The organism is Xenorhabdus indica, assembly GCF_014467235.1.
GTDB classification, from domain to species: Bacteria; Pseudomonadota; Gammaproteobacteria; order Enterobacterales; family Enterobacteriaceae; genus Xenorhabdus; species Xenorhabdus indica.
The window spans coordinates 1-18,571 of the sequence record NZ_NKHP01000006.1; the positions used below are offsets into that span (position 1 = coordinate 1).

At 40.4% G+C, this 18,571-nt stretch carries 15 protein-coding genes; 9 read left to right on the plus strand and 6 right to left on the minus strand.

Going from position 1 to position 18,571, the window contains the following annotated elements; all coding sequences use genetic code 11:
* Positions 1-354: 354 nt before the first annotated feature.
* The 4 genes from hemG to pepQ are packed head-to-tail and all read right to left on the minus strand — an operon-like array spanning position 355 to position 4,367.
* Entirely contained in the window at positions 355-897 is a 543-nt protein-coding gene (hemG, locus tag Xind_RS06390) for a menaquinone-dependent protoporphyrinogen IX dehydrogenase (RefSeq protein ID WP_047685041.1), read from the minus strand.
* Positions 898-932: 35 nt separating this feature from the next.
* Entirely contained in the window at positions 933-2,384 is a 1,452-nt protein-coding gene (gene trkH / locus Xind_RS06395) for a Trk system potassium transporter TrkH (protein WP_187649687.1), read from the minus strand.
* Between the two features lie 37 nt (positions 2,385-2,421).
* Positions 2,422-3,033 carry an IMPACT family protein gene (locus Xind_RS06400; protein WP_187649688.1) on the minus strand — a complete coding sequence of 204 codons (612 nt, stop codon included), beginning with the start codon at positions 3,031-3,033 and terminating at the stop codon, positions 2,422-2,424.
* Positions 3,033-4,367 (minus strand): Xaa-Pro dipeptidase, encoded by a 1,335-nt coding sequence (pepQ, locus tag Xind_RS06405; RefSeq protein ID WP_187649689.1) that lies wholly within the window; start codon positions 4,365-4,367, stop codon positions 3,033-3,035. The genes Xind_RS06400 and pepQ overlap by 1 nt, the downstream gene beginning before the upstream one ends.
* Positions 4,368-4,638: 271 nt before the next feature.
* Here pepQ and fadB point away from each other — a divergent pair, with 271 nt between their 5' ends.
* Entirely contained in the window at positions 4,639-6,825 is a 2,187-nt protein-coding gene (fadB, locus tag Xind_RS06410; protein WP_187649690.1) for a fatty acid oxidation complex subunit alpha FadB, read from the plus strand.
* Between the two features lie 11 nt (positions 6,826-6,836).
* Complete coding sequence (gene fadA / locus Xind_RS06415; protein ID WP_187649691.1) at positions 6,837-8,000, plus strand: acetyl-CoA C-acyltransferase FadA; 1,164 nt, start codon at positions 6,837-6,839, stop codon at positions 7,998-8,000.
* Positions 8,001-8,286: 286 nt separating this feature from the next.
* On the opposite strand, the gene fre is transcribed toward fadA, so the two are convergent.
* Both fre and ubiD read right to left on the minus strand, forming a co-directional pair.
* On the minus strand, positions 8,287-8,988 hold the full coding sequence (gene fre / locus Xind_RS06420; protein ID WP_047685028.1) for an NAD(P)H-flavin reductase: 702 nt from the start codon (positions 8,986-8,988) through the stop codon (positions 8,287-8,289).
* Positions 8,989-8,998: 10 nt separating this feature from the next.
* Complete coding sequence (gene ubiD, locus Xind_RS06425; protein ID WP_187649748.1) at positions 8,999-10,471, minus strand: 4-hydroxy-3-polyprenylbenzoate decarboxylase; 1,473 nt, start codon at positions 10,469-10,471, stop codon at positions 8,999-9,001.
* 578 nt (positions 10,472-11,049) lie between these two features.
* Here ubiD and rfaH point away from each other — a divergent pair.
* The 7 genes from rfaH (at position 11,050) to Xind_RS06460 (ending at position 18,568) form a co-directional block, all read left to right on the plus strand.
* Positions 11,050-11,538, plus strand: coding sequence for a transcription/translation regulatory transformer protein RfaH (gene rfaH / locus Xind_RS06430; RefSeq protein ID WP_047685025.1), 489 nt, complete (start codon positions 11,050-11,052; stop codon positions 11,536-11,538).
* Positions 11,539-11,849: 311 nt separating this feature from the next.
* The gene (locus Xind_RS06435; RefSeq protein WP_187649692.1) at positions 11,850-12,581 is read left to right on the plus strand and encodes a helix-turn-helix transcriptional regulator; all 732 of its coding nucleotides are present in this window, start codon (positions 11,850-11,852) and stop codon (positions 12,579-12,581) included.
* A 206-nt stretch (positions 12,582-12,787) separates the two neighbouring features.
* Positions 12,788-13,789: a LacI family DNA-binding transcriptional regulator gene (locus Xind_RS06440; RefSeq protein ID WP_047682573.1), complete on the plus strand. Its 1,002-nt coding sequence runs from the start codon at positions 12,788-12,790 to the stop codon at positions 13,787-13,789.
* Positions 13,790-13,828: 39 nt separating this feature from the next.
* Positions 13,829-15,283: a Na+/H+ antiporter NhaC gene (gene nhaC, locus Xind_RS06445; protein ID WP_047682575.1), complete on the plus strand. Its 1,455-nt coding sequence runs from the start codon at positions 13,829-13,831 to the stop codon at positions 15,281-15,283.
* Complete coding sequence (locus Xind_RS06450) at positions 15,270-16,454, plus strand: PatB family C-S lyase (RefSeq protein WP_187649693.1); 1,185 nt, start codon at positions 15,270-15,272, stop codon at positions 16,452-16,454. Before nhaC ends, Xind_RS06450 begins: the two co-directional genes overlap by 14 nt.
* A 718-nt stretch (positions 16,455-17,172) precedes the next feature.
* Entirely contained in the window at positions 17,173-17,853 is a 681-nt protein-coding gene (locus tag Xind_RS06455; RefSeq protein WP_187649694.1) for a PAS domain-containing protein, read from the plus strand.
* A gap of 34 nt (positions 17,854-17,887) precedes the next feature.
* Entirely contained in the window at positions 17,888-18,568 is a 681-nt protein-coding gene (locus Xind_RS06460) for a helix-turn-helix transcriptional regulator (protein ID WP_047678406.1), read from the plus strand.
* Positions 18,569-18,571 lie beyond the last annotated feature (3 nt).

Consider the following 18,571-nt stretch of genomic DNA (forward strand, 5'->3'; position numbering starts at 1 on the left):
AAATTAACTGTTTCAGTCACTCTTCAAGACTTTAATCTTTCTGGCCTTTCGGCCTTGTCGATAATGTCCTGCGAGTGCCCACACAGATTGTCTGATTAACTTGTTAAAGAGCAGGGCAACCGAACGTTCGTTCCGGGTTGCGAGGCTGCGTATCTTACGCTTTCCTCTCAGCGTGTCAAGCCTTTATTTTCTCAGCTTTTCACGCTTGTCATCCCGACTGGTTTGTGTGTTTGTCGTGACAACGGATGCGCATTATAGGGAGTTTTCCGGCGCTGACAATAGTTTTTTTGCACTTTTTTTCTGTTCGCATTTTTTTTCCTCAAAACGACGTAAAAATCAGCGAATGGATTGCTTTTAAGGCGCTTTTTGACATGCTAACTGTAAAAATATCTCTGAAAAATGATCTACTTTAGCCCAATCAGTGTATTCAACCTCTTTAGTTGTATCCGTTTCTCCTCCCGTCATGCGCATAATGAATTGAACCATGAGGCGATCAAACCAACGATAACGGGGATAAAGCAAAGCTCCTGCAAAAACATCACACAAATCTGGCTTCCACGTGCTTTTTGTCAAGAACTTGCGTAAATAGGTATTCGTTTCCGGTGTACTTTTTTCTGGTTTTCTCGCGGTTAAATTGACACTAAAGAATGCTGTCGGCAATTGATCCAATTGCTTTTGATGGCTCGTGACAAACTTATACAACGCAGAATTAAAGTGACCATAACGTATTGAGGCTCCTACCATCACTTTATGGTAAGGATCCAAATTCATGTGCTTAACTGTAGCAAGATCTCTTAAATCACATCCTATACCCGCACGACGAATATTTTCCGCGATACGGGTAATAATTTTCTTAGTCTGTCCATCCTGTGTGGAATAGAGCAGTAAGTAGTTCATAGATACGTCCTTTTAAATAACGAATCATCTCATAATTAGTCGCGCCAGAAAGTCGGTGTGAATAGGACTAATAAAGTGAAAACCTCCAGACGTCCAAACAACATCGTAACGACCAATATCCACTTGGCTGTCGGATTCATCGTAGTGAAGTTATCCGCTACAGTTCCCAACCCTGGCCCCAGGTTATTCAATGTTGCGGCTATAGCCGAAAAGGCAGAGAATTCATCAATACCCGTTGCTATCAGTAGCAACATACTAATAATGAAAACCAATGCGTAAGCGGAGAAAAACCCCCAGACTGCCTCAATAATTTTTTCCGGCAATGCCCGGCGTCCCAATTTAATAGTATATACCGCGTTCGGATGCACCAGACGTTTCAGTTCGCGGGAGCCTTGTAGAAATAAGAGCAAAATACGGATGACTTTCAAACCCCCACCGGTTGAGCCGGCACATCCACCAATAAATGCAGAGCATAATAGTAGGAACGGTAGAAACAGAGGCCACTTGGCAAAACTGTCTGTTGTAAACCCTGCCGTCGTTGCCATTGAAACAACCTGAAAGAAAGCATGATTAAGTGCATTTAATTTGGATTCATAAACAGAATGCTGCCATAAAACCAGTGTACACAGTACGACTAATGCCAACTGGATACTGATAAACATGCGAAATTCAGGGTCACGCCAGTAGACTGTCAAACTTCGCCCGGAAAGCACAGCAAAATGTAAGCCAAAGTTACAACCGGAAATCAGTAGAAAGATCGCAATAATAGTATTAATTGTCGAGCTATTGAAAAAACCCACGCTGGCATCATGTGTTGAAAATCCACCAATTGCGATGGTAGAAAAGCTATGAGAAATCGCATCAAAAATCGACATTCCCGCTGCCCATAGTGCAATCGCACAGGCAATGGTCAATAAAACATAAATCAGCCAAAGAGTTTTAGCTGTTTCCGCAATACGAGGACGCATTTTATTGTCTTTTAATGGTCCCGGCATTTCAGCCCGATAAAGCTGCATTCCACCGACGCCCAACAAAGGCAGGATCGCAACAGCCAATACAATAATTCCCATTCCCCCCAACCATTGCAACATTTGCCGATAAAAGAGAATTGCTTTAGGAAGGGAATCAAGACCAACAAGCGTCGTCGCCCCTGTTGTTGTCAGGCCAGAAAAGGATTCAAAAAAGGCATCTGTAATCGAAAGGTTAGGTTTTTCAGAGAAAATAAAAGGTAATGCTCCGACACTGCCCAATACTGTCCAGAACAGTACAACAATCAGGAAACCCTCTTTAGGTTTCAATTCATGTTTTTGTTCCCGATTGGGTATCCATAGTATTAAACCAATAAAGAGCGCAAAGATGAATGTCTGACTGAAAGCTCTGCCTGCACCATCTCGGTAAATTAATGCCACCACCCCCGGAATAATCATTGTGACAGAGAAAATAATAACAAGTAGCCCGACAATACGAGTTATGGTGCGAAAATGCATTCAGCAGGTTCCTTCGAAATCCTGTATGACAAAACAGTTATTTTTTTGACGTTAAAAAAAGCGTACCGCGACTTAAATCACGTAATCTATTACCTATTTCTTCTGCAAGAGTAGCAGGTAATGATATTTGCAATGTAACATTTTCAGTATACTCACTAGCGAGCACTTGCCCTGAAAATTGCTGTAACAGTTGTTCCACCATGGAAATTTGTGCATATTCACACTGTAACTGATACAGTTTTTGCGGCACTTTATACTTTCTTTCCAATAGATTAAGTGCCTGCTGAACACCATTACCATAGGCTTTCACTAATCCACCTGTACCAAGTTTGATACCACCAAAATAACGAACTGATACTGCGGTGATCTCTCCTAAACCACTCCCGATTAATTGTGCAATCATAGGTTTACCCGCAGTTCCGGTAGGCTCTCCATCATCTGAAAACCCCAATTGCTGAGAGTCATCAGGCGCACCTGCGACAAAAGCCCAACAATGATGCCGGGCATCAGGGTATTGTTCTTTGATACCTTGGATAAATGCTTTCGCTTCATCTACCCCACTGGTATGTTCCAACAGGGTAATAAAACGACTTTTCTTTATTTCTTCAGTAAAACTGACTGAAGCCGCAGGAATTAAATAAGGCTTCATTACGACAACTGTAAATCTCTGGTCATGTTTTCGATTCTTCCATCGTGAATAATGATATTATCCTCTATTCGAATACCGCCATAAGGCTTAAGCATATCGATTTTTTTCCAATCGAAATGTTTGCTGTATTCACTTTCACGCCAAGGCGTCAATAAAGTTTCAATGAAATAAAGACCCGGCTCAATGGTCAAAACCATTCCTGGCTCTAAAATACGTGTACAACGCAGGTAGGAATACATTTCCGGCGCAGCCAGATGGGTTCCGCTATCATCTTGCATAAACCCGGCAGCATCATGCACCTGTAAGCCAAGTTGATGACCAAGTCCATGTGGGAAAAATGGCGTTGTTAGCCCTTTCTCAACCATGACGTCTTCACTAATTCCAGTAATGATATCGTGTTTTTTCAGCAACCTGGCTATGCGATGATGCATATTGACATGGTAATCGGTATATCGACTACCAGCTTTGATCGTGGCTATAATTGCCTGCTGCTCATCATTCAATCCTTTAATCAGAGCGGCGAACTCGCTGTTGGGTTTTACTGCATAAGTTCGGGTGATATCCGCAGCATAGCCATTATATTCCGCCCCAGCATCAATCAAAAAACTGCGAATTTCAGAAGGCGCGGTTTGTTGTAACTTTGTGTAATGCAAAACTGCCGCATTTTCATTCAAAGCAATAATATTATCATAAGGAACATCAGTATCACGGTGGCCTGTTGCTATTAAATAGAACATATTGATTTCGAATTCACTGACACCCGACAGAAATGCGTCATGTGCGGCCATGTGACCATTGACAGCCGTTTTCTGCGCTTCACGCATACAAGCCAGTTCATAATCGGTTTTATATGAACGATGGTAACTTAAATAATCTAAAACTACTTTAGGGTTAATATTATGATTGAGGAGTCCCAGAGATTTTGCACGATCAACTTGCTCACCGATATATGCTGTATATTGTTTTGGTAACCCATTCAGTGCAACTTTGATATCATCAGCCTTAGCCAAATGAAACATTTCTACTTCTTCAGTCCAATAACCATGAGGCAACGGTTCCACACTGTGCCAATAATCCACTGGGGAGTAAAACCATAGCTTGGGTTTATTAATACCATCGATCCATAACCAGCAATTCGGTACATTGGTTACAGGAACCCATGCTTTGAAATACGCATTTGCCTTGAAAGGATAATGGCTATCATCAAAAAACACTCGTAATAACTCACCAGAGTGAATAAGCAGGGCGTCTAGCTGACTACGTGCCAATATTTCTCTGACACGTTTTTGCAATATTTTAATATGTTCTTGGTACAGAGATGCCAACTTTTCCATTTTATTAGCCTTTAGGTTATCTGGCTGGAATTTAAATTTTATCACAATTCCTTTTTTTTAGTGCCATAGCAGAAAATCGATTTCATAGAAATTAACTGATAATATTTATATTTTTCAATGCAATAATAAAAAATATCACGATACATCATAAATCTTACCTGTGATCTACCCTACAAAAAATTAATCATTGATTTGCATTCAATTAACACACTAATCACAATCAACTGCATCTGGTCATACCAGATGGTATGCACTCATTGAGGAGAATGACATGCTCTACCTAAGTGAAACTATTCAAGTAAACTGGCTGAAAGATGGCATTGCAGAACTGATCTTCAATGCGCCATCTGCAATTAATAAATTAGATACAAAAACTGTTGCATCACTAGATAAAGCCGTTGCTACCCTTGAGCAACAAACTGAATTAAAAGGGTTGTTAATACGTTCTGAAAAACAAGCCTTCATTGTTGGTGCAGATATCACAGAATTTTTATCCTTATTCAGCGCACCCGCAGAAAAACTTCATGAACTGTTGAATCTCGCTAACAATATTTTCAACCGAATTGAAGATCTCCCTGTTCCTACAGTCTCCGCAATCAATGGGTATGCGCTTGGCGGTGGTTGTGAGCTAGTACTTTCTACTGATTTCCGTATTGCGTCACCCGACCTTCGAATTGGTTTGCCAGAAACTAAATTAGGCATTATGCCAGGCTTCGGTGGCTCCGTCCGTATGCCACGCTTAATTGGTACTGACAATGCCCTTGAGATTATTACCGCAGGCAAAGATATCAGCGCAGAAGAAGCACTGAAAAACGGTTTAGTTGATGCGGTTGTCCCTGCTGAAAAACTGACTGATGCTGCTGTTTCTATTTTGGCACAAGCCATCAAAGGTGACTTGGACTGGAAAGCGGCCCGCCAGCCTAAGCTGTCACCACTGAACCTCAACGAAATTGAACGCACGATGAGCTTCACTGTGGCAAAAGGTATGGTAATGAAAGTCGCAGGCCCTCATTACCCTGCTCCAATTACCGCCGTGAAAACCATTGAGAAAGCGGCCACATTAGGCCGTGATGAAGCATTGAAACTGGAAAGCGAAAGTTTTGTTGCATTAGCACACACTTCCGTTGCTCGCGCTTTAGTCGGCATTTTCCTGAATGACCAATATGTAAAAGGTCTGGCAAAAAAACATCTGAAGGAAGTATCCACTCCTCAGCGCGCAGCCGTTCTGGGTGCAGGCATTATGGGAGGCGGCATTGCTTACCAATCAGCACGTAAGGGTGTTCCAGTGCTGATGAAAGATATTAATCAGAAAGCGCTGGATTTAGGTATTAATGAAGCGGCTAAGCTGTTAAATAAGCAATTCGAACGCGGACGTCTGGATGCGATGAAGATGGCTAAAATGCTGTCATCCATTCAACCAACCCTGAATTATGCCGGCATTGAGCAGGCGCAAGTTGTTGTTGAAGCTGTCGTTGAAAATCCGAAAATTAAAGCCGCAGTTCTGGCAGAAACAGAATCCCATATTAATGATAACTGCATTCTGGCATCTAATACCTCCACAATTCCAATCACTGAACTGGCAAAGTCACTGAAACGACCAGAAAACTTCTGTGGTATGCACTTCTTCAACCCGGTTCACCGTATGCCATTGGTTGAGATCATTCGCGGAGAAAAAACATCTGACAAAACGATTTCGACTGTTGTCGCTTACGCCAGCAAAATGGGTAAAACGCCAATCGTTGTCAATGACTGCCCAGGATTTTTCGTAAATCGTGTCTTGTTCCCTTATCTGGCTGGCTTCGGCATGTTATTGCGCGATGGCGGTGACTTCCGTCAAATCGACAAAATCATGGAAAAAGAATTTGGCTGGCCGATGGGCCCTGCTTACCTCATTGATGTTGTTGGGATTGATACTGCTCACCACGCCCAGAGTGTTATGGCACAAGGTTTCCCTGACCGTATGAGCCGCGATTACCGGGATGCCATTGATGTATTGTTTGAAAATCAACGTTATGGTCAGAAAAATGGTGTTGGTTTCTATAAATACACCCAAGACAAAAAAGGCAAACCGAAAAAAGAACAAGACGAAGCCACAGATCAATTATTGGCAGACGTTAGTCAACCTAAACAGACTTTCTCTGGCGAAGAGATCATTGCTCGTACCATGATCCCAATGATTAACGAAGTGGTTCGCTGTCTGGAAGAAGGTGTTATTGCCAGCCCTGCGGAGGCAGATATGGCACTGGTTTATGGTTTAGGCTTCCCTCCATTCCACGGTGGTATTTTCCGTTATTTGGATACGATGGGAACCGCAGCTTATGTGAAATTGGCTGAAAGTTATGCCCATTTAGGCGCACTTTATCAAGTTCCAGCCGGCCTGAAAGCGAAAGCTGAGAGCAATGAAAGTTACTATCCTGCCGCAGCAAAACTTGCTGTTAATCCCGGTGAAACAGCGTGAGGTCTGAAAACATGGAAAACGTAGTCATTATTGATGGTATCCGTACCCCTATGGGGCGCTCAAAAGGTGGAGTATTCCGTCAGATCCGTGCCGAAGATCTCTCTGCACATTTGATGAAATCGATACTCAAGCGTAATCCGTCAGTACAACCTGAACATATCGACGATATTTCTTGGGGCTGTGTACAACAAACACTGGAACAAGGCTTCAATATTGCCCGTAACTCCGCCTTACTGGCCGGGATCCCTCACTCAGTTCCTGCTGTTACAGTAAACCGTTTGTGCGGCTCTTCAATGCAATCATTACACGATGGTGCCCGCATGATCATGACGGGTGATGCCAACATTGCACTGATTGGTGGTGTTGAGCACATGGGACATGTACCGATGACTCATGGTGTTGATTTCCATCCTAAATTAAGTCGTAATGTAGCAAAAGCGGCCGGTGTGATGGGTTTGACCGCTGAAATGCTGGCGAAAATGCACGGTATCAGCCGCGAAATGCAGGATGAATTTGCCATGCGTTCACACCAGCGCGCTGCACAAGCGACAGAGTCAAAAGCCTTTGCTAGTGAAATCGCACCAATCCAAGGACATGACGCTGATGGTAATCTGAAACTCATCGATTTTGATGAAGTGATCCGCCCCGATACCAACCTGAAAGACTTGTCTGCACTGCGTCCTGTCTTTGATCCCGTCACAGGCAGTGTGACCGCAGGTAACTCTTCCGCGCTTTCAGATGGTGCATCTGCGATGTTAATCATGAGTGAAAGTAAAGCTCGTGAATTAGGGTTAATACCCCGTGCTCGTATCCGTTCAATGGCAGTTGTTGGTTGTGATCCTTCTATCATGGGTTATGGTCCTGTACCTGCGACACAAATGGCGCTGAAAAAAGCAGGCTTGAACCTTTCAGATATTGGCATGATTGAGTTAAACGAAGCATTTGCAGCTCAATCTCTGGCTTGTATGAAAGGTCTGAAATTGCTGGATAGCATGGACGACAAAATCAACCTGAATGGTGGTGCTATTGCTCTCGGCCACCCACTGGGTTGCTCTGGTGCTCGTATCACTACAACCTTGCTGAACTTAATGGAGCATAAAGATGTCCAATTCGGGTTGGCAACAATGTGTATAGGGTTGGGCCAAGGCATTGCCACGATTGTTGAAAGAATCTAGTTGTTGAGTTATTGGAGTTATCTGACGATTATTTATGCGTATTTTCCCCTTGTCTGTCTTCTCTATTGCATCACTCTAATAAGTTGTTGCCGTAGTTTCCCGCCTGTCAGGGGCGGGTTTTTTTATTTCTTATATTTTATTTCTTATATTTTATTTAATAGATTCAAATTGTGTATCAGGATAGTAATCAGATGATTCCCCAGAGGCATAGTTAACTATGTAACTGGGGGAGTGAATACTCGTCCAACAAAACATCTGAAAAGTGATGAGAAGTATGTCGATTGGCTCAGATAAACTCGAATGCATCACCATACATGCGATCGATGCAAGCATCACGTTCACTACAAAACCGTTCACGGGCAATTTTAGCCATCTCAAAACGGCCTGCTATATAGATATCATACGGCGCCAAACTGCCAAAATCTTCCAGAACAGCACTGAGTACAGTCCCCGTCCTCCCATGCCAATTCTCATCAACTTGTTCAACGACAGGAACAACCGTTAAATTAGGATAACATTCACTCAGTGCCTGCAATTCTTCTAAATCGTAGAGATGCTGCAATTCGCGGCCACCCCAGTAAATTGCAATTTCGCGGTTAGGATCTTTTTCTAATGCGGCCAGTAAGATAGAACGGGTATAGGAAAACCCTGTTCCTCCTGCAACTAATAGCATCGGGTTTTTACTATCTTCACGAAACCATGCTTTCCCGTGTGGAATATCAATATCAATAACTTTCTGATCCAGGATCCTGTCCATCACCGCCATTGCATACAGATTTAATTCAGAAGCACCTATATGCAATTCAATCGTCTGTTTTTCTGATGGCGGTGATGCCATGGAGAAAGGCCGTTTATCCCGCTCATCCATAACCACCATAAGGTATTGCCCTGCACGAAAAGAAAAAGGCGAATCAGGTAATAAACGAACCCGATAAACTGTATCTGTAATGGAGTCAACCGATGTTACTTTACAGCTTAGTGTTGTCATGCGTTCCCTCTTATCGCTTCAAAATATCTAATTGATCCCAAATCTCATCGACACGGGCCCGGATTTCATCACTCATGACTATCGGACGCCCCCACTCCCTTTGTGTCTCTCCCGGCCATTTATTCGTTGCATCCAATCCCATTTTTGAGCCAAGCCCAGAAACCGGTGATGCAAAATCGAGATAGTCGATTGGTGTATTTTCCATTAGGACAGTATCCCGTTGTGGGTCCATTCGCGTCGTTATTGCCCAGATGACATCATTCCAATCTCGCGCATTAATATCATCATCGCAGACAATAACAAATTTTGTGTACATAAATTGTCGCAGGTATGACCAAACCCCCATCATGACTCGCTTGGCATGCCCTGCATATTGTTTTTTCATCGTCACGATAGCAAGCCGATAAGAACACCCTTCCGGTGGTAGATAAAAATCGACAATTTCAGGAAATTGCTTTTGTAGAATTGGAACCAGCACTTCATTCAATGCTACCCCCAATACAGCAGGTTCATCTGGTGGACGCCCTGTATAAGTGGAGTGATAGATGGCATCACAGCGCTGAGTAATATGTGTGACGGTCAACACTGGGAACATATCTACTTCATTATAATAACCAGTGTGGTCGCCATATGGCCCTTCTGGCGCCAATTCGCCCGGCTCGATATATCCTTCAAGGATAATTTCAGCACTAGCAGGCACTTCCAAATCATTGGATAAACATTTCACTACTTCTGTTTTATGTCCACGTAACAGCCCGGCAAAAGCATATTCAGACAACGTATCAGGAATAGGAGTGACAGCTCCCAAGATTGTGGCAGGATCAGCTCCCAGTGCAACAGCAACAGGGAATCGTTCGCCTGGATGTGCCTGACACCATTCCTGAAAATCAAGCGCACCACCACGGTGTGATAACCACCGCATGATAAGTTTATTTTTCCCCAAAACCTGCTGACGATAGATGCCCAGATTCTGACGCTCTTTATTTGGCCCTTTGGTGACAGTTAACCCCCATGTTATTAGAGGAGCGGCATCTTCGGGCCAGCAGTGCATCACAGGAATACGGGTCAAATCAACTTCATCCCCCTCCCAAACCTGTTCCTGACAAGGCGCAGAACTAAGGCGCTTAGTTGGCATATTCAAAACTTGTTTGAATTTTGGCAGCTTCTCTACCAGGTCACGAAAACCTTTCGGTGGCTCAGGCTCTTTAAGAAAAGCCAGTAATTTGCCAACATCGTGCAGTGCCTTAACATCATCCTGTCCCATTCCCATTGCAACCCGTTTAGGAGTACCAAACAGATTACATAAGACCGGCATTGAATATCCTTTTGGATTTTCAAACAACAAAGCAGGACCACCGGCACGAAGAGTACGATCTGCGATCTCTGTCATTTCCAGATAAGGATCAACTTCCATACGAATTCGTTTTAATTCACCAGATTGCTCCAGCAGGGAAAGAAAGTCTCTTAGATCGCGGTATTTCATCTTATTTAATTGTACCGATTTGCAAGGAGGGAAAGACATTATAAGCCTTCCCATAAAGGTTACAAGGTAAACCCATAACCTACTAAAAATCAATGAGTTTATTGTAATCTTGTGGGTTAGGTTGCTGAGATACAATGAAACATTACTCAGACTCCACCTGTTTATCAAATTGTTCAAAAAACTCTACATTACGCTGAAAGATTTTAAACCTTCCATTTCTGTCACTAAAACTATCACTAAAAAATAGTGCTATTCTTTTAGCATGGATTTCTTCAATATACCTATTGATATAATTCAATTGATTTTAATAGTAAATCCTTTGTTGATTTCATCTATAAAAACAAAATAAATTCATAAACATACATAAAATTGGTCAATGTACAGTTAAATGCTATAAAACATGAACTTTTACTGGTAACAAACACCTACTGGCTATAAGACCATGTTTTCTCCCCTAAACGCATTTTCACTTTATAGGTGATCCTTGTATATCAGTTTTGTTATGCTTCACTTTATAGATGATCCTGGTATATCGGTTTTGTTATGCTAAGTACATTGTGTAATGGAGTCGGAATATTATGGGAAACTGGTATCTTCTTTACTGTAAACGCGGGCAAATCTCTCGGGCGATAGAAAACCTGGAGCGACAGGATGTTATTTGCCTGACACCCACAGCCAAAATTGAAAAAATCGTTCGGGGTAAAAGGGCAACCGTAACCGAACCCCTCTTTCCGAACTACCTTTTTGTGAATTTTGATCCGGAGGTTATTCATACCACTACCGTCAATTCAACACGTGGGGTCAATCATTTTATCCGCTTCAGCACTTACCCAGCTGTTGTTCCACAACAGTTAATTGATGAGTTAATGAGCGCAACTGAACAGGAGTTTACTGCACCAGAAACCCCTGTTACTGGTGATACGGTACTGATAACTGAAGGTATTTTTGAAGGTATTCAGGCCATTTATAATGAACCGGATGGAGAAACCCGTTCGATTCTTCTGTTGAATATACTCAATAAAGAAGTCTCCAAGGTGTTGGATAATAAACAGTTCATTAAAGTCTGATTCAATTGAATTTTTCTCAGACCGTCATAAACACCTCCGTTTTTGAGTAGGCGCTGTTTGTGGCGGTTTTTCTCATTAAGCCATGCTAACCTAGCAAATATAGTTGTGATTGGAAGTTTACCCCGCAAGGTAAAAATCATGACAACAGTCACATTTTCACACTTCATGAAACCTGTTACATGAATAATAAGCACTTCTCACATTCCATCTGAAATGAATTAGTTACCCTTGTATGGATAAGAATATTTTCAGTTGAAGATCAACCAACTAAAATCATAGAAAAAATATCTAATAAATATTAAGGTTATATAATGAGTCAAATCACGCCTCAGTTAACAAATATGTGGGATAAAAGTCATGAATCATGGTCTGTAAAAGATAAGAAACTCCATCTTATATATGCAAACAAGATGTTTATTAAATTAAATAATTTGTCAGACGATTTTGATGTTACAGGGTATACTGAAAAAGAATTACCTACACCATTTAATCATCTTGTTCACCTCTTTGAAGAACATGATCGTCAAGTCTTAACATCCATGCAACGAGTATCATCTATTAGCTCTTATTTCCAATACGAATCAAAACAACTAAGACCCTATTTTTGCGAAAAATACCCATTAATGAGTGAAGAAAATAAATGCATCGGAATCATTTGTCACATTAAAGAAATAGATCATTTTTCAGTACATCACTATATCAAAAATGATATTACGGCGTCCATTAACCTCAGCCCTCCTAACAATATATTAACAGAAAAAGAATGGATAATAGTATTTCTGTTCTGCCGAGGTATCAGTAATAGAAAAATTGCTAATGAATTAAAAATATCATGTCGTACATTAGAAAGATATTTTAAAAATATCTATGAAAAATTTTCAATAAATTCAATGATTGAATTAAAAACTCTTTGCGAAAGAAACAATTATGATTTATACATCCCTCCCAAATATCTTAAATCTATAGATTATACTTTTCTATATCCAATGGATTTCAAAATGCAGCGCGACGGCAAGAGAGAAAATTCTCAGGAGCATAGATAACTATATGCACAGAGTATGACACACTTTAAAAAGTGATTTAAATAACCGAAGAGATAAAACTCTCATTCTATCATTAAACTATTTGCCAGAGCCCAATATATGTTATTCGCCTAAAATAAAGCCCACAAAACATTTCATGATCATCTGAATAAATTGGGATATGATCCCACCCTATATTTAGCTTATATAACTGCCAGGGAAAAGCAATGGCCACTATGAAAGATGTCGCTCATAAAGCTGGAGTATCTGTAGCCACTGTCAGTCGTGTTATTAATAATACAGTTTATGTTGAACCAGGTACACGTGAGCGTGTAGAAAAAGCCATGCGAGAATTAAATTACCACCGTAATTCCGCAGCACTTGCATTGGCACAAAGGTGCGGCAATATGTTGGGATTACTGACAGGTAATTTAGCTGATCCGTTTTTTTCTCTTTTATCTCGCGGAGTTGAAAGAATCGCTCGAAAAAAAGAAGCCAAACTTATGGTTTGTAGTGGCGGGCATCAAGCTGAACTCGAAAAATCTGCATTGGATTTTTTAATCAATCAAGGGTGTGAAGCAATAGTAGCCTATGTCAGTAGAATGAACGAAGCCGATATATTACGTTATGCAGCTCACACTCCAGGATTAGTGGTTATTAATCGATATCTTCCAGCCATCGCTAACCGATGTATCTGGTTAGATAATATCAGCGCTTCTCAGACGGCTATCAACTACCTTCTCCAAAATGGTCATCGAAAAATTGCTTATATAACAGCAGATTTACCAATTGATGATAGAAGACTCCGTTTGGAAGGATATTATTCTGCAATGGCTAATGCGGGTATCACTGTACCCGGCGGTTGGGTTATCAGTGTTCCATTTAACGAAAAAGGCGGAGAACAAGCAGCAGAAAAACTCTTAGACAGCGGTATCAACTTTACCGCAGCAGTAACATTCAATGATGTGATGGCTGCCGGAATGATGCGCTCCCTACATCGGCGGGGAATTCGCTTACCAGAACAGCTATCGATCATTGGCTTTGATGATATAGTTACAGCCCGATATCTCTATCCTCCCTTAACTACCATACGCAACCCAATTGAACAAATGGCTCAACGGGCTACTAATCTGGCATTACAACTCAGCGCCAAAAAAGAACCGACTCCACAAATGAATATGTTTTCCGCAGAACTCATCATCAGAGATTCTGTTCTTTTAATAAAATAGATTTTATTTCAACACCCTACATAAAATTGGAATTTTCAAATGGATGACAAGAAAAAAATTAATCTGGGACTCGCTATCCTACCAATTGCATCAATGCTCTTACTGCTAATCATTGGCTATGGTCAACTTAATCTGCGTATCGAATCCTTATTACTTATCTCCGCCGTAATAGCAGCGGCCCTGGCATATTGGCAAGGCTATCGCTGGGATGACATTATTGATTCTATTGTGGCAAAGCTAGCCAAAGCTATGCCAGTAATAATGATACTGATTTGTGTCGGAGGTCTAATTGGCACCTGGATGTTCAGTGGAACTATACCTTACATGGTATATTGGGGACTAAAACTGATTAGCCCTCAATACATACTGATTGCTGCCTTCTTTATCACAAGCTTGATTTCAGTTTGTACCGGTACTTCATGGGGCGCAGCCGGAACAGTTGGAGTTGCTCTAATGGGAGTAGCGGCTGGCCTTGACGTATCTTTAGCCGCAGCAGCAGGCGCGATTGTTTCAGGAGCGTATTTCGGTGATAAAATCTCGCCGTTATCTGACTCAACCAATTTCGCTGCAATCGTGGCCGAAACAGATCTTTACAGTCATATTCAACATTTAACATATACCACTATTCCTGGCTTTGTTTTAGCTGCTATTGTTTACTTTATCGTCGGCTATACAGATTTAACAGGGAGTACAGTTCCCCCAGAAAAAATCACAGAAATCATACAATCTCTTGAAAGTCTGTATAATTTCAATTTATTGCTGATTTTGCCACCGGTATTAGTTTTATGGGGAGCTATAACAAAACGCCCGGTGATACCAACCATGTTGGCTGCCTGTGCATTAGCGATTACGATCGGTATAGCTCTTCAAGGATTCACGCTTAAACAAGGACTTAACGCGATAATTGATGGTTTCAACCTCTCAATGTTCTCCGAGCAAGGACATAATATCACTGGTATCGTTAGTGATATTCCCCGCTTACTTAATCGCGGAGGTATGTCCTCAATGATGGGGACTATACTGCTTATACTTTGTGCATTCGCGTTTGCCGGAGCCTTAACACTCACTAGCGCACTAACCATTATCATCAACCAGCTTCTGAAAGCTGTTCATACAACCGGCCAACTCATTGCCGCAACGTTGGCCACAACGATTATGGTGACAGGCGCAACTTGTGATGGAAAACTGGCTCTTCTCATCCCGGCCGAACTATTCAAAGATGCTTATCACCGGATGGGACTAGACAACAAAAATCTATCACGCACCATAGAAGATGGCTGTACGGTTATCGAACCTCTGCTTCCCTGGACTTCTGCCGGCATTTACATGGCTACAACACTGGGAGTCAGTACGCTGGAGTTACTACCTTGGGCAATCCAGTGCTATGCCGCCATCTTTTTTGCCCTCATTTATGGCTTTACTGGTTTCGGTATTGCAAAAATCCCCTCCGAAAATTCTCTGAAGAAAAAGGAAACACAACGTGAAATCATATGATTTCAACCAGATAATCGATCGCCACAATACAGGTTCTATTAAGTGGGATTTTTTAGATCGTTATCTGCAATTAAACACAAATGACCTTCTGCCAATGTGGGTATCAGACTACGATTTTCAGTGTCCAAAAGAAGTCCAGCAAGCCCTATCATCCCGAATCGATCATGGTATTTTCGGTTATAGTGAACGCGACGATCTTTACTATCAGGCAGCAATAGACTGGTTTGCAAAACGCCATAAACTCACCTTACACAGGGATTGGTTTACCTCTATAGAAGGTGTCATACCTGGGTTAGCTTTATTGATACAAATGTTGAGTAAACCAGGAGAGGGAGTTGTTATACAGGGGCCTTACTATTCTTCGTTTGCCAAAATTACGACTATGAACGGCAGAAAGGTTATTGAAAACCCACTTATTGAAACCCCAGAAGGGTATAAAATTGACTACGGTCACCTAAAACATATCTTGGAACAACACAGACCACCGCTGTTATTGTTATGTAATCCCCATAATCCTACTGGTCGCTGTTGGGATCGTAACGAATTACTCCAACTATTAATACTTTGTAAAAAGTACGGTACAACAGTGCTTTCCGATGAAATCTGGGCGGATTTAACGCTACCTTGGGGGAAATTCACCTCAGTATTGCATCTGGATAGTGAATGGCATGAGCATGTTATTGTTGCCACTTCATCAAGTAAAACGTTTGGACTCTCATCACTGCGTATTTCAAACTTTCTCATTCCAAATCCGGCACTTCGGCAAGCCTTTAATGATCGGTTGCATGCTCATGGGTTAGATGTATTCAATTCACTATCTATGGCTGCGGCTACTGCTGCTTACCAATATGGCGAGATATGGCTTGATAACCTATTGGATTATCTGGCTGAAAATCGTATTTGGTTAGAACAGGCGTTAGCATCTTCTGCCCCTTGGTGCCGAATGATCAAAGCAGAAGGTACATATCTGGCCTGGCTGGATTGTCGAGATTTAGACTTAGATGATAATACGTTGCAACAAATATTAATACAAAAAGCCCAAGTCGCTGTTTCAATGGGATGTAATTTTGGTGATAAAGGAAAAGGATTTATCCGAATTAACCTAGGTTGCCCCCGCCAGTACCTAGAAAAAGCAATGGCAGGTTTGTCTGAATTAGCTCCTGTAAAATAAAAAACAAAGTGTTAATGCTCTGTTTTAATCCTATGAATATACCTGAAACTTTTCTTGTGAAAAGTTTCAGGTTATTAGTTTCAGTGATTTTTGTATAAAACTAAAGTGGTAAATATAGTCCTATCCCCCTCATATTGATTAATTACAATACTATTTTTATATCTTATTTAGATTCATTTTTATATTTTTTAAAGAATTTCCCTGGCGTTAGTGCTGGTATAAGATACTAAGATATCTATACCAGGACATTAATCTCCTTTGATAACAATAAAATATTCTCAAATTGGGAATATTACATATAGTTATCAAATGTTCACGCATTAGTTCTGTCAGCAAAAATAGAACAATAAACGCCCATATTGATCCTTTTACATCCAACAGAATACTTAAAAAGTTTAATCATTTTCGGAAACGTTGGAAGCGTATGAAATACTTTAATGATGATATTTTACCTTAAGGAAAATAAACCATATAAATTTTATTCTATTACCATTTCATTAGGTTAATAAAATTATATTCACGTTAAATTTTAAATTAATATAATAATTTCAATATGAAACGGTGTTTTTTATATTGAAAACCCTATAACAAAATTAATAAATGTATAGGTTTTGACTAGCTAATTATTGTTCTATATCATGCAGTTAAACCATTAAAGCCATCATCAAAAAATCAATTAACATACTGCTATAACTATTAAATAGTTAGCCTATAAAATATGAAAAAACAAAATAATATCACTCCGCAATTAATTCATATGTGGGAAAAAAGCATTGATCCCTGGGGAGCTAAAGACCTCCAATCAAATTTTATCTACGCCAATTCTGCCTTTTATCAACTACTCAATCTACCTAAAGATTTTAACATTACAGGGCTTAATGTAAGCGAATTACCTTCATCCATTGCAGAATATGAAAAGGAATTCCATTATCAGGATAAAAAGGTTATGCAAACGATGCAACGCGTAACTACAATGGAAACTCATTTATTCGGAAAAGACAAAATTAAACAATCGTATCTTTGTGATAAATATCCACTTTATGATGACAAAGGTAATTGTATTGGTATCACTTTTCATTTATACAAAATCCACAACTTTTCTGCTTCTTATTATTACGATAAAATCACACCAAAAACATTAGAATTCGTGCCTCCCAATAATATACTGACACAAACTGAATGGGAGATTCTATTTCTACTTTTACGTTCTCTGGATGAAAATAGAATCGGCAAAGAATTAAACATAACAACGGAAGATGTTATTAATTACATACTGTCCATTTATCAAAAATTTAATCTTTCAAGACATGTAAATCTGAAAGAATTTTTTAAAGAACAGAATCTTGAACACTATATTCCTGAAAGACACATCACTATTGGTAGCATAGGATTAAGTTGAGCATATTATTCAAGCATAAAAAAGGAATATTGATATGGGTAAGAAGTCCATCATTTCACCGCAAATAATTAATACACTAGCAGCAAGTAACGATCCCTGGGGAATAAAAGACAAAAACTCATGTTTTATTTATGGTAACAAAGCATTGAATGCGATTAAAGGATTTTCTGATTCATTTGATTTTGAAGGGCTTTATGATGACGAACTTCCCTGGGATGGTGCTGAATTTGCAGAAGCATACATTCACCATGACCAGAAAGTAATGGCTGAAGAAAAATCATATGTTTCACTCGAAACCCATATTTGGGGAGAAACGAAAACATTATCGTCTTACTTCTGTGAAAAATCACCTATTTATCATGAAAATGGTGACTGTATAGGAATTATATACCACTTATGGAAAGCCCAAGATTATTCATTAACCCGCTTATACCACGGGAAGCTCCCTGCTTCTATCATGTTTCAGCCACCTACTCATTTATTTACTCAACGGGAATGGGATGTCATTTTTCTCTCTTTGCATAAATATACTAGTAAACAAATTGGTAGAATATTAAATATCTCCTATCGTACTGTTGAAAACTATACAGCACAAATATATAGAAAAGTTGGTGTTAGCTCCGCTCAACAATTGGAAGAATACTGTCGATTAAATAACTTCGATCTCTATGTACCTGAAAGGTTTTTACAACCTGAAAGCCGTATTTTCATTTGAATT